We start from the raw sequence: 15614 nt of genomic DNA on the forward strand, positions 1-15614 counted from the left end.
TTTTTCTTGTAAAGGCCATATGGAATCTCGCAGTCTTGATAATTATGCCAGTCAGTGGCTTTTCAGTAATGCTCGATTTCATAATAAAACTGTTCCTTATTTTTAAAACTAAGACGCTTAAAATTTGATGTTTACACCCAGGATATACTCTCGGTAAAGAGGGTATCTTAGATTATCCAAACCAGGCTGAAGTGCATTACCTCTTGACCCCAATTCGGCGTTGTATCCCTCATAATTCGTCCAAGTAAGTAGGTTGTTTCCCGACGCATAGAAGGAGACATTTGACAAAAAGCTTACATTGTCCAAGACAGAGGCTGGAAGTGAGTAATCCAATCTCAAGGATCTCAGCTTTATAAAATCCGCTTGGCTCACCCAAAAAGTATTTGGTCCTAAGCTGTTTCTTGAACTTCCACTTGCATTCAAACTTGGATATTTAGCTATATCCCCAGGCTGATACCACGCTTCCTCTACTCTGTCTGGACCTGGTACAACTGTACGAACCAGACGCTGATTTCTGGATTCATCATAACTTCTATAAATGTCATTACCGAAATTGTAATCAATCATCATTGATAGCTTAATTCCCTTGAAAATGAATTCATTATAAAACCCACCAAACAACTTCGGCAAACCATTCCCGATAACCGTTCTATCCGCATTTGGATCAATATTGAAATCACCGTTCCAATCTTTCCACATCACATCTCCTCCTAAGAGTACTCTGTTTTGAACTTTCAACTGATTGACATTACCAGTATAAGTCTGACCGTTTTGCTGATAGTTTAAAAAACCTCCCTGCTCATCGAAAATCGGGGTCAACTGATTGCCATTGTCGTCAAATGCATTTGACTCGTTGTAAGGAAAAACACCCAATGCGGTGTAGCCCCACATGTCTCCGATGGATCCTCCTTCTCTGATAATAAAGTCACCTCTGATGATTTGACCGTTCTCTTCAGCCAGCTCTACTACTTCATTCACATTAGTTGCAATGTTGAAACTGGAGAACCATTGTAAGGAGGATGTTTTCAATACATCGCCACTAATGGTAAATTCTATCCCGCTATTCTTGATCTGACCGATGTTATTGCTGATGCTATTAAAGCCAGTTTCCTCAGGAAGCGGTGTAGGATAAAGTAGATCTGAAGTCAGTTTTTCATAATAATCAAAACTCGCATTGATTCTACCATCCAGGAAACCGAAGTCTGCTCCTACATAGGACTGCTGTGTGGTTTCCCATGAGAGATTTTCATTACCTAGTTGGGTGATAGCTATCCCATTCAATCCATTATAAAGGAAGCCTGGAGAATAAAGTGTGCGGCTATCAAAATTCCCGATTCTCTCATTCCCATTTTGAGAAATACCTGCTCTCAGCTTAAATTCAGAAACTACTGAGGAAATTGGATCCCAAAAGGACTCATCACTCATTCTCCAACCTACAGATACTCCGGGAAATACGCCATATTGATTCGCAGAACCAAATCGGGAAGAACCATCCCTCCGGATCGTTCCGCCAAATAGGTATTTGCCTTTATAATCGTAAGTCACCCTTCCAAACTGAGAAACCAAAGCATGACTAGTAGCCGTAGTTCGGGTATTTGAAGCATCTAATTCTGCCACGTTGTTGAAAGTCCTTACAATATCATTGTTGAAATTAACTGAGCGGAACCGTGAGTACTCATACTGCCACTGCTGAAATTGAACCCCAGCAACAGCAGTTAAATTATGATCTCCAAAGCTCTTTTTGTAGCTCAGGTAATTTTCTTGTTGAAGGCTATAATTTAGATTAGTGATCTCTGAACCGGCAGGTGGGCTACCTAATGGTTGAACTACGGTAGGATCAAAATCATTATTCCTGCTCAACTCCAAATTCACTCCTAGTGTGGACTTAAATTTTAGAGAAGGAATGATATCAATTTCTCCATAGGAAAAGATTTGCCCTACGTAATCTCTACTTCTCCTTACCGTGAAAATAGTTTCTGCAACGACGTTTTGTTGACTTGACGTTTGAGGCACATATGTCCCATCAGAATCTTGAGTAGGCAGATATGGGAAGTGGGTAGAAAGCTGACCAAAAATAGATCCTTCATTCAGTCCGTTTCTCTCCAAATAAGATGCATTGACCCGCGTCCCTATTTTTAGCCTTTTCGCTACATTGAAATTAACATTTAAGGTGGTATTAACCCGCTGAAATCCTGAGTTATCAACAATCCCGTCTTGATTCAAAAAGCCTGTATTCCAATAAAAATTAGCATCATCTTTACCACCACTCAGAGCAAGGCCTACCTGGTCACGAACTCCCACTCTAGTAATCAATTCCTGATAATCAAAATCCTGATTGAACATCGCTGAAAGCGAATCTGCAGGAGGACCTGGGTTTATGGCGTTGTTCCCTACTCTTGCCAGTTCATAGATTCGTGCCTGACGTGTATTTGAAACGGGTATTTTGGTTGCCAAAGAGCTATAGCTACGCACATGACTCGCATCAATCTTTGTCTCACCACTAGCTCCCTTTTTTGTGGTGACTAGGATGACACCATTGGCTGACTTGGAACCGTAGATCGCTGCTGAAGCTCCATCTTTAAGTACCTCAATAGAGGCAATGTCATTTGGGTTCAGGTTTTCGATATTATCAAGCTGCTGCCCATCGACAACATACAATGGTCCTGTACCACCATTCAACGTGGACGTTCCTCTAATTTTGATATCGGATGGCTCACCGGGTCCGCCATTCGAAGTAATGGACACACCAGCCATTCGGCCCTTCATGCCGTCAAGAACGCCAACTGGAGTGGTTTGTGCCAGTTCTTCTGATTTTACAGAAACCACCGAACCAGTCAAATCTCTTCTGTTTTGCTCTCCATAGCCCATTACCACAACCTCGCTCAACTGAGTCATGTCAACTCCTAAGGTCACATTGATCTGGGTTTGATTCCCCACATTAATCTCTTGCTGATCATACCCTATAAAAGAGAAAATCAGTACATCATCCGGAGAAGCTTTAATTTGATACTTCCCATCTATATCTGTGGCGGTACCAGTTGTACTACCTTTGACAAGTACAGTCACTCCGGGTAATCCCAGGTTGTCTTCTTCAGAAATTACTGTTCCAGTAATAACAGTCCCTTGAGCCACTACAAGTGTGACGCAAAAGAACATAGCGCAGGACAATAATAGTATTTTTTGTAAAATTTTATGAATCATTTTAATTCCATTTAATTATCATTCATGATTAGTTTACTACATCTGGTGTAGCTATCCTTTTAAGGGATAAAATATTGGGTAAAGGTTATTTAAGGTTTATTTTATTCATTCATATAATAATTAAATGTTCAATTTGTCACATAGCATTAATCAGGTTAAACCATAAATTAAAGATCAACTATTGACTTGCAATTATTCCTGATCAGATCTTTAAAAGGTATCACTTTAGCAACTCTATCCTTATTATATTGAAACCTCAAGCATGAATTCTACTTCTTTTCGCTTTCCGGTTGATTTGTCACTACTAGCTTTTATACAGTTGCAAATTTTGCGTTCAGGAATCAGGTAAAATACTCCGCACAATTGCCCGATTAGAACACTCTAAACTTCATTTTTTTATAAAAAGTAAAATCCAAAAAAAGGGTGATTTTGTACATACCCTTCCAAATATGCCCTCAGAACCAAATACAGGGCACATCATAAAAGGAAGAAAGCTATGGTGATGCTACTATTTTATGTCTTGGAGGAGTGAATACCCAAAAGTCAAATAAGCAATACGACTTGCGGAAAGCGCGAGAGTAGATTGACTATTCCCCAAAAAATTAGAAAAGCTCTAATTAGAAATATCTACTAAAAAAATCCTAAACTATAAGACTTAGAAACAAGTAGTATAATGCCTCAAAAAGCAAAACACTATATAGTAACCATAATCTATTAGGCTAAATAAAAAATCAATCTAACCCCAGCTCTTCTTTAAATCGCTCCGAGTAGGATTTTGGACTTAACCCAAAGTGCTTCTTAAATGCTTTGGAAAAATAATTAGGATCTTTAAAGCCTACAATATAACCCACTTCGGATATATTAGTTTTATGTTGCTCAATAAGTGAAGCGGCCTTTTTCATTTTGACGGTTAATATAAAATCCTTTGGTGTCTGATTGGTCCAAGCCTTGAATTTTGTAAAAAGTAATGACCTACTTATCCCTAGCTCCTCTGTCAAATATTGTATATCAAAAAACTCATTTGCGATATTATCTTTAATAAGCTGTATAGCATTTTTCATCATTTCCTCATCTCTGGAATTGACACTGACTTCTGATGAAATAAACTCTCCGGTCTCCCCGATTTTCTTTCTGAGCTTCTCATGTGTATTGAGAATATTTCTACATTTCAACAAGAGTTCCCTAAAATCAAAAGGTTTGCTGAGAAATTCGTCAGCTCCCGATTCCAGCCCATCATATTTATACACCAAGGAAGTTCTGGCAGTCAACAGAATAAAGGGTATATGACTGGTACGAAGGTCGGATTTTACCTTTCCGCAGAATTCTATCCCATCCATCACTGGCATCATCACATCACTGATAATCAAATCGGGCTGAGAAGAAATAGCCTCCTGATACCCTAGCGCACCATTTTCTATCAGCACAGTTCGATAAGTTTTGGATAACACACTTTGAATAAATGCTCCAATCTCCTGATTATCCTCGACGATAAGGATTTTGGGAGCATCTTCAAGTTCAGTATTTCTTTCTTCATTTTCCATCAATACTCCAGCTTCGTCTTCCGACTCAGGCATGATATAATTGGAAATTTCCTCGCTGCTAAAGAATGATTCTATCACTTCATCATCGGATAAATTTTCTCTACCGACATGCAATTCCATCACAAAGTCACTTCCTTTTCCCTCTTCACTGCTGACCATCAGTTGGCCCTTGTGAAGCTCCATCACATTTTTGGCTATGGCCAAACCAATCCCAGAACCTTTCTTGAACTTACTCTTATTCCCTTTGGTAGGAACTTCATAAAATCTATCAAATATTTTATCCAAATGTTCGGCAGGTATACCCATACCCGAATCCTGCACATGAACCTTTACTTTATTCCCAGCATGTTGGACCCTTACCTCAATCTTGCCTCCTACGGGAGTATATTTAAACGCATTTGAAATGAGATTATACAGGACCTTTTCCAGTTTATCCCGATCAAAATAGACATTGATCTCCTCATCCGAAGTGACGAATTGATAATCGAGTTCGTATAGTTTAGCCTGTTGGGAAAATGATAAAAAAATCTCCTTTGCAAACTTGACAATATTTCCTTCAGCGGCCTGAAGCTTCATCTGCTTGTTTTCCAACTTTCGGAAATCCATCAGCTCATTAATCAGCTTAAATAGATGATCCGTATTTTTCTTGATTACCTGAAGCTGTCTAAAAACGGCACTAGGACCTTTGTATTCAGCTATCAATTTATCCAAAGGAGCAGAGATCAACGTTAGAGGAGTTCTGAATTCATGGGAAATATTGGTGAAAAACTGCAATTTTTGTTGATTCAACTCCTTTTGATATTCATACTCTCTGGTCTCCATTTCAAGCTGATGCTGCAATCTCAATCTTGATCTGAAGAAAAATATAAAGACCATCAAGCCTGACAATACAATCACAGAGTAAAGCAGATAAGCCCACCAAGTGAACCAAGGAGCACTTTTCATAGTAATGTCTAGGCTGGCAATCTCCTTACTTTCTATCCCATCCTTATTTACCCCCTTCACTTCAAAGACATAATCCCCACCTCTTTGGATGGTATATGACACAAATGAATTAGTAGTTCTAACCCACTCATCTTCCAAGCCTTTTAGCCGATAGAGGTAAGTATTTTTATCAGAGTTGACATAATTAGGCATGGAAAAATGAATGGTAAAAATATTCTGATCATAGTCCAATGTGATCTCTTTTGAATATTCTATAGAATTATCGAGTATGTTAGTATCATCCCCTACTTTAATCTGTCGGTCAGAGATATAAAACTGGGTAAGAACCACTTTGGGAGCTGAAGCACTCTCCACTTGCAGCTTGCTTGGGTAGAATGAGGTAACCCCTGAGGCCCCTCCAAATAACATCCTACCTGAACTGGAAAACAACTTAGCGCGCCTATTAAATTCATTCGGCTGCACGCCATCTTTTCTATCAAACAACCTGTGATTTCCGGTGGTAGGATCATAAAGCACTACCCCTTCTTCTGAACTTAGCCAAAGCTTTCCTTCCCTATCCTCGCTTATCGCAAAAACACTGGTAATCTTTGGAATAGAGACAGGGAAAAGTAGATCATCTTTTATATAAAACAACCCAAAATCATTCGCTGCTACCCATATTTTATGTTCAGAGCTGCTTTCCAAAATATCGTGGACATACAAGTTACTCTGCTGACCGTCTTCCATTTTTAAAATCTGAAAATCAAAAACTCCTTGCTGGTATGAATCTGCGGATAGGAAAGTAACTCCTCTGCCAGTACCCACATATAAGTCACCCGAGGTGGTTTCGGTTATTGCTCTGACATTATTATTGGAGATTTCAGGCTTGTTTAGGCTAGCTGTAAAGAGTCTAAAATCCCTAGTCTGAGGATCAAAGAGCATCAGTCCTCTGTTCAAAGTACCTATCCAGATTTTGCCGTCGCTGGCTTTTTCCAACTCTAGCAATTGGTTGGTTGGAATGCTCTTACTAGTTTCCAATGAAGGATCATATCGGTATTCTTCAAAGTTTCCATTCTTAAGATTATAGCGTATCAGTCCCCTATTAAAGGTCGCAATCCACACTTGGTGAGTGTTTTCGTAAAGCAAATCCTTAACAGAACCAATGTAATTACCTTCAGAAAGCTTGTCTATATTCTTAAACTGTCCATCGCCTGATTGGATCACATTGATACCAGCCCCTTCAGTACCTATATAGATATTGGAATACTTGTCCTCCATAAAAGAACTCACCACATTGTAGCCAAGCTGCGTTCCAAAATGCTCTTGGATTTTCTCAAAATTTAACTGCTTGTCACTCCAGTAATTAATCCCGCCAAAGTAGGTGGAGATCCAAACTCCTCCATCCCGGTCTGTAAACAAAGCTTTTACATCTTTCCCATTCAAGCTATTTGGGTTTCGGGAATCATGTCTAATCTTCGCTAAAAGCTTATGGTTATTATCCAGAACATTTACCCCATCATAAGTGCCTACCCAGAGCCTGTTTTGATGATCTAATGTGATCGCGCTAATAAGTTGATTAGTCAGTTTTTCTTCCCCTGGCTGGCTACCATATCTCTCAAACTTTTCTTCATTTGTCCTAAAATAAAACAGCCCATCCTTGGTACCTATCCAGAGATTACCTATTAGATCTTCCTTGATGCAGGTGACTTCAAACTTGCCTTGAGTCTGTTCGTTGGAATTTTCAGGGAAATACGATTTAAAAGATAACTGATCGCTTTTTTCCCTGTTGGATTTATTAAGGCCATTTTCTGTACCTACCCAGATTTCTCCCTTTCTGCTTTGGAAAATATTGGTGGTAATATCTGAGCTTAGCGATTTCTCATCGTTTATCTCATGCTTGTAAATTTCTATTTCGCCCTGTTCTATATTTAAAACATTGAGACCTTCACGAGTAGCTACCCAAACTTCCGAAGAACCAGGGCTCATTACATCATAAACAAATGAAGAAGATACAGATAGCCTCTGATTTGTTTCAAATGGGAAATCAGTAGATTTCTCTTGTCTAGGGTCAAAAAAACTCAGTCCTCGTTTAGTAGCCATCCACACGCCGCCACTGTCTAGACTAATAGAAAAAATATCATTAATTCTTAACTCACTCACATCTCCCGACTCGCGCCGAACTACCTCCAAATTATGGCCATCGTATCTCATCAGACCATTGCGGGTTCCCAGCCATATCATTCCTAGTTCATCCTGAGCTATACTATTGACTGGATTTAAAGAAAAACCATCAGAGGTAGGTAAATGAGTGAAAAAATTGAATGAATCTTGACCCTGAGAATACAGGCAACTGCTGGAAATAAAAAAGGAAAACAGGAAGAATGCTAACGTTCTCCACCACTTGACTGTAGAGCCAGGATGTAAAACGGAAGTACTTGAAAATCCTATTTTCCTTGCATTTTCAAATAGCATATAGTCTGAGTCATGTTTGGGTTGTTAATAGACTTTTCCAAAGTCAGGAATGGAATACGTACTTAATAATAGAGAATTTTCATATTCCTATTGCACCAAATTGGCTAAATGTTGGAATAGTACGCTTGTCTAATTCTCATTCCTGTAAGGGAGAAGATTTGCACTTAATAGGACTTGGTCAAGTAACTAAAAAAACCAAGTGAAGCTATACTGCCCTATACTGCTTGGCTGAGGAATTGAATTTCGGACATAAAAAAGGGAGAAGATATGCCTATCCTCTCCCAATTGAGCTACACAACTTAAACCCACTCTGAAAAGTTGTTTTATAATACGCTCAATTTTATAGTCTTCAAATCCTTTTCCTGACTGGAGGCTCCCACAGAAATAGTGAAATCACCAGGCTCCACTACCTTTTCCATTTTCTGATTATATAGGGAAAGATTATCAGGATTTAATTCAAAAACCACTGTTTTAGTCTCTCCTGGAGCTATAGATACCCGCTCAAATCCCTTGAGTAATTTATCATAGCGACCTACAGAGGCAAAATCATCTCTGATATACATCTGCACCACTTCATCTCCCTGAACTTTCCCTTTGTTGGTCACATCCACGGAGACGGTAGTAGCTTCATTAGCTTTAATTTCCGATTTAGCGAGTCTTAGATTAGAATAATCAAACTGGGTATAGCTCAGCCCAAAACCGAAGGGAAAAAGCGGAGTTTTTTCACTGAATCTATATTCCCCTTTTCCAGAACCCACAAAGTCTGGTCTTTCCAAATAAGTAACTGGAATCTGTCCCACGGAGCGTGGAAATGAAACCGTCAATTTGCCTCCAGGATTGTAATCTCCAAACAACACATCTGCCAAAGCGTCACCTGATCTCATGCCCAAATACCAGCTTTCGATTATAGAAGGAACATTTTCCGCTATATAATTAATAGTCAGTGGCCGACCATTTACTAGGATAACTACGATAGGTTTACCCGTTTTATGCAATGCTTCAACCAATTCATTTTGAACTCCAAATAGATCCAGGTCATCCCGATCTATCCCCTCTCCGCAGGTGAGGGTGGATCCACCGACTGCTAAAACCACCACGTCTGATTTATTTGCAGCTGCTATTGCTTCCTGAAACCCGGCCTTTGAATCGCTGGTAAGTTTCGCTCCCTCGGCATAATTAACCTGTACTTTATCACCTACCTTTTGTCTAATTCCTTCCAAAATGGAGGTGTAATAAGGGGGAATTCCTGAGTACCCTCCCATCAAGGTATATTTCTTTCCTTCAGGCACTTCTTCATGCGCATTAGGCCCAATCACTGCAATTGACTTGATTTTATCCTTGTTTAAGGGCAGTAAATTATTCTCATTTTTAAGAAGCACTACTGCCTTTTTTGCAATGTCAAGTGCCAATTCCTGACTCTCTGGAGTACTGACTACTTGCTTTACCTCATCGGTATTCTCCTGATCAAACAAGCCTAATTTGTATTTCATTTTCAGAATGCGGGAGACGCTGGCATCCACATGTTTTACCAAATCAGGATTACTAGTAAGTGTATCTTTCAAGACATTCATGATGTAGGCTGCATCTGCTGGGTTTTTCCCTATCACCAAATCCATATCCACTCCTGTCTGCAAACCCATTACGGCTGCTTCCTCTCTGGACTTTGCGATGTAATGCATGTGATGCAATCGAGAAACATCGTTGTTGTCCGACACCACAAATCCATCAAAACCCCATTCATCTCTCAACAAATCCTGAATCAACCAGCTATTCATATGGCAAGGAATCCCATTCAGGTCTTGATGTCCGGGCATAATCGCCCCTACCCCAGCTTCCTTCACCGCAGCTTCAAAGGGCGGAAGATGAATTTCAAATAATCTGCGTTCGGAAATATCACTAAAGCCTCCATTGATACCTCTACGATTTTCTGGATAGGCTACAAAGTGCTTAGCCGTGGCCATGATATGATTCTCATCAAACTGCTCTTCACCTGTTCCCTGCAATCCCTCAATAAAAGCAACTCCCATTTTGGATACCAAGTATGGATCTTCTCCATAGGATTCCTCTACCCTTCCATACCGGGGATCACCTGTGATGACATCTAAATTTGGAGAATAGCAATGTGTCAGATTAGCTGCACGAGCTTCCTTGGCAATTGCAGTTGTCATCGTTCTGATGGCTTCTGGATCCCAAGTAGATCCCAAAGCGATGGCTTGCGGATACACTGTAGCGCCTGGTAGCCAAAGTCCGTGCAAACACTCACTGTATTGCATCATGGGAATCCCTAGTCGTTCGTTTGGAGGAGCATCCTGAGTCAACTCCGCCACCTTTTCTTCCAAGGTCATCTGACTCAATAATTTAGAGACTTTTTTATCAATGTCAGAATCAGGATTCTCATCCTTATTGACCATGGCATTGGATTGACAACCTGAAATGGCTGCTCCGATGATAAGCGCGCCAAACAGGACATTAATACGATGTCTTACCTGCATATTTGGTAAAATTTACTGTTAGGTTTATTGTTTTGAATGAACCAAATAAAGGTCAAAAGCAGCTTCTTATAGTCTAAAAATAGGGTGATTCCGTCCAGAATGAAGAAAAGCTTTCATTAGAAGGTCCAATAAAAAAACAAGGTAAATACCTGACTATTAAACTTTAACCTGGTTGTTTTTAATCAAACAGTATCCGGATTATCAGAAATATAATCTAGAAGTAGTTTCTGGACATCTTCCACTTTTCCTTGCTCCAATCCTCCTGAAGTTGCTCCAGTGATCCAGTACAGAACCATGCCTGCATCCGAACAATCCCATTTGCCCTTTTGGAATTTCACCACATCATCCACCTCAGCCATTTTGCCCAAAAGCCAGATCCATTGAACCCTTGAATCAGGATGGTTCTTTGCCCAATCCCAATGCTCCAAATCAACCTTGAGGAATTCATTTTGGTCCGGAATTCGAACCTCCTCAACACCAAAATCAAGAATTTGAGCCCAAGTATAAAAATCTCCTGCATCGTCATTGGCGGGGTGATGGGTAATCACTTTTACAAACTGATGCTTTTCTGGATTGGATTCTTTCAAAGCCATACCAATAATATCCGGCTCCCCTGCTTCCACTATCCACAGTGGATCCTCAGATGTAGATTCGTTTATAGCTTTAGCCAAATCACTGACTGTTTCTTCTTGCTGCCAAAGTGCATCGAAGAAAATCAAGGAATCATATCCACCCCAACGCCGTGCAGTCACATCACAAGCTATCTGCATCATATGGTGCCGCTCTTTTTCAGCTTTTTGAGATATTCTTTCTCCCCTTACCAAATCACAACTGTGTGAATAATGCACCAATCGATCTGTTAATCCAGCTGCTCTAAGCAAGGCTAAAGAAATCCCTGTACCTCCTAGGTCATCCGGATCAGGAGAATTGCCATCAGCAACAATCGCAATTCTTCCTACTGGCGGAGCAATAGTAGCTTCATTGGAATTACTGTCAGGCACGTAATTGATATCCTGAGTCAAAAGGAATTGATCAAATTCAAATCCATCCTCACGCATACTAAACTGAATAATATGATCGCCAGCAGCTTCAACATCCAGGTAAATTTGATGAGGTACGCCACAGTGTTCTTCTTTTGTTCTCTGCCTATTCCCCCATGTCCACGCATTTTTCCCCTCACACCATTGCATTCGCTGACCACTTTCAGGCCAGGAACCATCAATACCTACATGTATTCCATTGTCTTCACTTCCTGTGGAATAAGCCCTAACCCAGACATAATACCTCCCTGGATTTGTAAAATTTACCTCATAGCTGACAATTGCCATCTCCCCCGCTTCATTGGAGAAATTTTCTCCTTGAATCAACTCATCTTCATGTGTAATTCTTGTGTCTGGTAAAACTTCTATGTATGAGTTATTACTGGCAGTTTCTAATTGATGTGATAAACCTTCTGAAGTTGTCTGCTTTTTCAATACCTCCCATTTCCGTTTATCAGTTTTACTTTGCATAAAAAAATCCTCAGCTTCTACTACAATAAAGCCTTTATCTTTTTGATCAATCCCAGGAGTTGGTTGGCCTGAGGCAGTACCAAAAAATAAAACTGGAATACTGATACTTACTATTCTCCTCGCTATTCTGCTGTACATATTATTTGGATTCTTTGTTAATTTATTACCCTACCCAATACTTTATAAGGCTCTAGTAAAAATAGGATTAGAAAATACGCATTTTAAATTTAGAGACTCTTGCGAGTAATTCCTGGCTCAATAGAAAGAGTTAATTCTTGCTTATCACTTGGCCATTTTAAAATGACCAATTGCTGACTCTTTTCGTCCCAAATAAAATTTCCCATTTCCCATCCACCTGTATTCTTCAACATTTCCAGCCCTGCATTTTTTATGGGATTGTGAATCAAAAGTAATTCACCCCCTATACGTATCGTAAACCCATCCGGGTAATGCCTATTTGCTCCCACAAATATTTTCGATGCGCCTTTATTACTCGCTGTTGCCAGAGATACTTTTAATATCCGAGTAGAAAAATCATAGTTAAATGTATGAATATCTCCCGCAATAGCCTGTGGATAAGGTCTTGCTATGATATCGGTAATGTATTTTCTTTCTACAGTACCTACCCCAGTAGAATCACTGAAAATAGCCCACGTGGATGGTCCGCCAGGAAGAAAATCCTGCATTACCCGATTGCCTGAAAACCATGCTTTGATTGTACCGACTCCAAGACTATCAAATAGATGAACAGTATGCATGTAATAGTCCATGTAATCGAGTTGGTCGGAGATAGATGTATCTGTAGTTTTCAGCGTAGGATAACCCCACTCTCCCACTAGCATAGGCCCATTCTGAAGTTCAGCTTCCTTTACAAACCGCAGCATGGAAGGCCTAATCCATTGTTTCTTATTTTGATAAATATGAGGAGTGAATACCACATTTGGTCGATCAATTGACCGAGTAATCTCTGCGTATTGATTGTGATTTATTGCATCACCTTTATTCATAAAGATCGCCTGACAATACATCAATTTTCCCTCATCGATTTTCAGATACTCATCAATAATCTTTTGATAAATAGGAACAAGATGGTTATTGGTTAAATCTACATAGGAAATATCCATATCATGCTTTCTGGGTTCATTGACTAGGTCATAACCCTTTACAGCAACATTGTTTTTGTATCGATGCCAAATAGTTTTCCAAGCCTCCACATAGGTTTCCTGTTCACCACCTTTATTCAAATAAAAATCTTCCCAACTGAAGCCTTTTACACTGTAAACGGTCATTTTGAAAACGGTTTTGATCCCGTGGTTTTTCCCCAATTCAACCAAGCTATCCAACTTAAGCAAATATTCAGGTTTCAATTCACTGTCAGGGAAATTGCTGAGTTTGCCCAGCTCCAATCGGATCACTTGGTAATTGGCTCCCATTCGCACCATTCTCAAATAGTCATCTGGAGTATAAAAAAGCTCACCTGCGCCGTCATTTGTATTGACCACAAAACCTCTGGGGATGACATGCCTCCCATCTTCATCTCTTACAACATGAGTTGACTGAGCATTTGATTGGAAAGCAATAAAAATCAGTAGGGCTGTAACTTTCCAAAAATTCATGAAACTTAAAAACATTTTAGATTTCCTGTACTGCATAGTTCTGAAGGTTTTTCTGGGTTAATTATAAACCATGAAACTAGGCAGTAACTTCTCATTCAAAATCCAAAAAAAGGGTAAAATTGTCTGCAAAAAGTTCTAATCAGATCGTAGGGATACAGAGGTTGTGAGCCGCCAATTGTTCGTTACCGATTTTGGAAATGAAATTGCAATCCTTGCCGAGCGGGTAATCCAAAAATTCGAAAAAATCAACTATAAAACACACGCTTTCCGAGGAATTCCAAGCGGCAAACTTCGGATTTCAGCTGCCTCTACAGGCAAGTATGTTATACCCTATTTTTTATCAGGATTTATGGAAAAAAACACAGGTATTGACTTGGTGTTGGATGTTACCAATAAAAGCCGGGTGGATGAAAGCCTTAAAAACAATGAGATTGATTTCGCACTAGTCTCGGTAATTCCAGATAAGCTAAATATGGAAGAGGAATAATTGATCCGGCAGAAAAGCGGAAATACATATAGGATTTTCATCAAATCAGAATCACTTGTGACTTACGTATAGAGAATGCGCTTTGCTTTAGTCTCATACCCCCTTGTTCTGAAAAGTCACTTTTTCAAATTATATTGACCACAATTAAACAATCAAACCTATTTATGAACAACCTATTAAAATTGGCTCCTGCTTATTGCGCGCTATTTGCAATAGTATCATGCAGCAACCCCAGTCAAACAACTGAAAGCACTTCAGAAATTGAAGTACGTGATACTACTTCAAAGTATCTTTCCCAACCCTTAATTTCGGATCACTACACAGCAGATCCTTCTGCCCATGTTTTTGATGGTAAAATTTACATTTATCCGTCCCATGATGTAGAGTCAGATGTGCCTGAGGATGATCTGGGGGCACATTTCAATATGATGGATTACCATGTGTATTCCATGGATTCTCCAAATGGAGCAATCACCGACCATGGAAAAGTATTGGGGGCTGACGACATTCCTTGGGCTAAAAGACAACTTTGGGCCCCAGATGCAGCAGAGAAAAATGGTAAATACTACCTTTATTTTCCAGCAAAAGATGAAAAGGATATTTTCAAAATCGGCGTAGCTGTTGGAGACTCTCCAATTGGACCTTTCACTGCTCAACCTGAACCGATCAAAGGAAGTTACAGCATTGACCCTTCAGTATTCGAGGATTCAGATGGATCCTATTACATGTATTTCGGTGGAATTTGGGGAGGCCAATTGCAAAAGTATAGAAATAACAATTTTGAGGACAAAGGAACTGCTCCCACCGATGGGCTTCCAGCTGACGATGAACCTGCATTAGGCCCTATCATTGCGAAAATGAGCAATGATATGTTAGAGTTTGCAGAAACACCTAAGGAAATCAAGATTTTAGATGAAAATGGCAATCCTCTTTTGAATGGAGACAACGACAGAAGATTCTTCGAAGCTGCATGGATTCATAAGTACATGGATAAGTACTATTTATCGTATTCTACCGGTGACACTCACTTTATTGCTTATGCTACTGCTGATAATCCCTACGGACCATTTACTTACCAAGGAGTAGTCCTAAATCCAGTAGAAGGCTGGACAAATCACCATTCTATTGTAGAAGTAGACGGCAACTGGTTTATCTATTACCATGACACCCAACTTTCTGGTAAAACACATCTACGAAATATCAAAGTTGCCCCATTGAAGCACATGGAAGATGGTAGTATTCAGACGATCAGTCCCTTGAATTGAATAGCCTAAAACAACTATCAAACCCTTCATCCTATGAAAAAGGAGTCACCAAAAATGACTCCTTTTATTTTTTGGTAGGTCCCATTACTTTGTTCTCACAAACCA

General features: G+C 39.7%; 7 protein-coding genes. 2 read left to right on the top strand and 5 right to left on the bottom strand.

Annotated features, from left to right (window positions below):
• Positions 1–117: 117 nt before the first annotated feature.
• The 5 genes from QOL76_RS09745 to QOL76_RS09765 form a co-directional block, all read right to left on the bottom strand.
• Entirely contained in the window at positions 118–3201 is a 3084-nt protein-coding gene (locus QOL76_RS09745; RefSeq protein WP_283412768.1) for a SusC/RagA family TonB-linked outer membrane protein, read from the bottom strand.
• 731 nt (positions 3202–3932) lie between these two features.
• Entirely contained in the window at positions 3933–8138 is a 4206-nt protein-coding gene (locus QOL76_RS09750) for a hybrid sensor histidine kinase/response regulator transcription factor (RefSeq protein ID WP_283412769.1), read from the bottom strand.
• A gap of 323 nt (positions 8139–8461) precedes the next feature.
• A complete protein-coding gene (locus QOL76_RS09755) occupies positions 8462–10630 on the bottom strand; it encodes a beta-xylosidase (protein WP_283412770.1) in 2169 nt (722 codons plus the stop codon).
• Positions 10631–10812: 182 nt separating this feature from the next.
• Positions 10813–12279, bottom strand: a complete 1467-nt coding sequence (locus QOL76_RS09760; protein ID WP_283412771.1) for a hypothetical protein — start codon at positions 12277–12279, stop codon at positions 10813–10815.
• 89 nt (positions 12280–12368) lie between these two features.
• Complete coding sequence (locus QOL76_RS09765) at positions 12369–13793, bottom strand: cellulase family glycosylhydrolase (protein ID WP_283412772.1); 1425 nt, start codon at positions 13791–13793, stop codon at positions 12369–12371.
• A 127-nt stretch (positions 13794–13920) separates the two neighbouring features.
• Here QOL76_RS09765 and QOL76_RS09770 point away from each other — a divergent pair, with 127 nt between their 5' ends.
• Together QOL76_RS09770 and QOL76_RS09775 are read left to right on the top strand one after the other, a co-directional pair.
• Positions 13921–14244: a LysR substrate-binding domain-containing protein gene (locus QOL76_RS09770; RefSeq protein WP_283412773.1), complete on the top strand. Its 324-nt coding sequence runs from the start codon at positions 13921–13923 to the stop codon at positions 14242–14244.
• A gap of 164 nt (positions 14245–14408) precedes the next feature.
• Positions 14409–15509, top strand: coding sequence for a glycoside hydrolase family 43 protein (locus QOL76_RS09775; RefSeq protein WP_283412774.1), 1101 nt, complete (start codon positions 14409–14411; stop codon positions 15507–15509).
• Positions 15510–15614: the final 105 nt, after the last annotated feature.

It is taken from the genome of Algoriphagus winogradskyi, from assembly GCF_900182815.1.
GTDB lineage: Bacteria > Bacteroidota > Bacteroidia > Cytophagales > Cyclobacteriaceae > Algoriphagus > Algoriphagus winogradskyi.

Coding starts and splice junctions, on each gene's coding strand:
- QOL76_RS09760 (WP_283412771.1), bottom strand. CDS start 12,279: ATGTACAGCAGAATAGCGAGGAGAATAGTAAGTATCAGTATTCCAGTT.
- QOL76_RS09765 (WP_283412772.1), bottom strand. CDS start 13,793: ATGCAGTACAGGAAATCTAAAATGTTTTTAAGTTTCATGAATTTTTGG.
- QOL76_RS09745 (WP_283412768.1), bottom strand. CDS start 3,201: ATGATTCATAAAATTTTACAAAAAATACTATTATTGTCCTGCGCTATG.
- QOL76_RS09755 (WP_283412770.1), bottom strand. CDS start 10,630: ATGCAGGTAAGACATCGTATTAATGTCCTGTTTGGCGCGCTTATCATC.
- QOL76_RS09775 (WP_283412774.1), top strand. CDS start 14,409: ATGAACAACCTATTAAAATTGGCTCCTGCTTATTGCGCGCTATTTGCA.
- QOL76_RS09750 (WP_283412769.1), bottom strand. CDS start 8,138: ATGCTATTTGAAAATGCAAGGAAAATAGGATTTTCAAGTACTTCCGTT.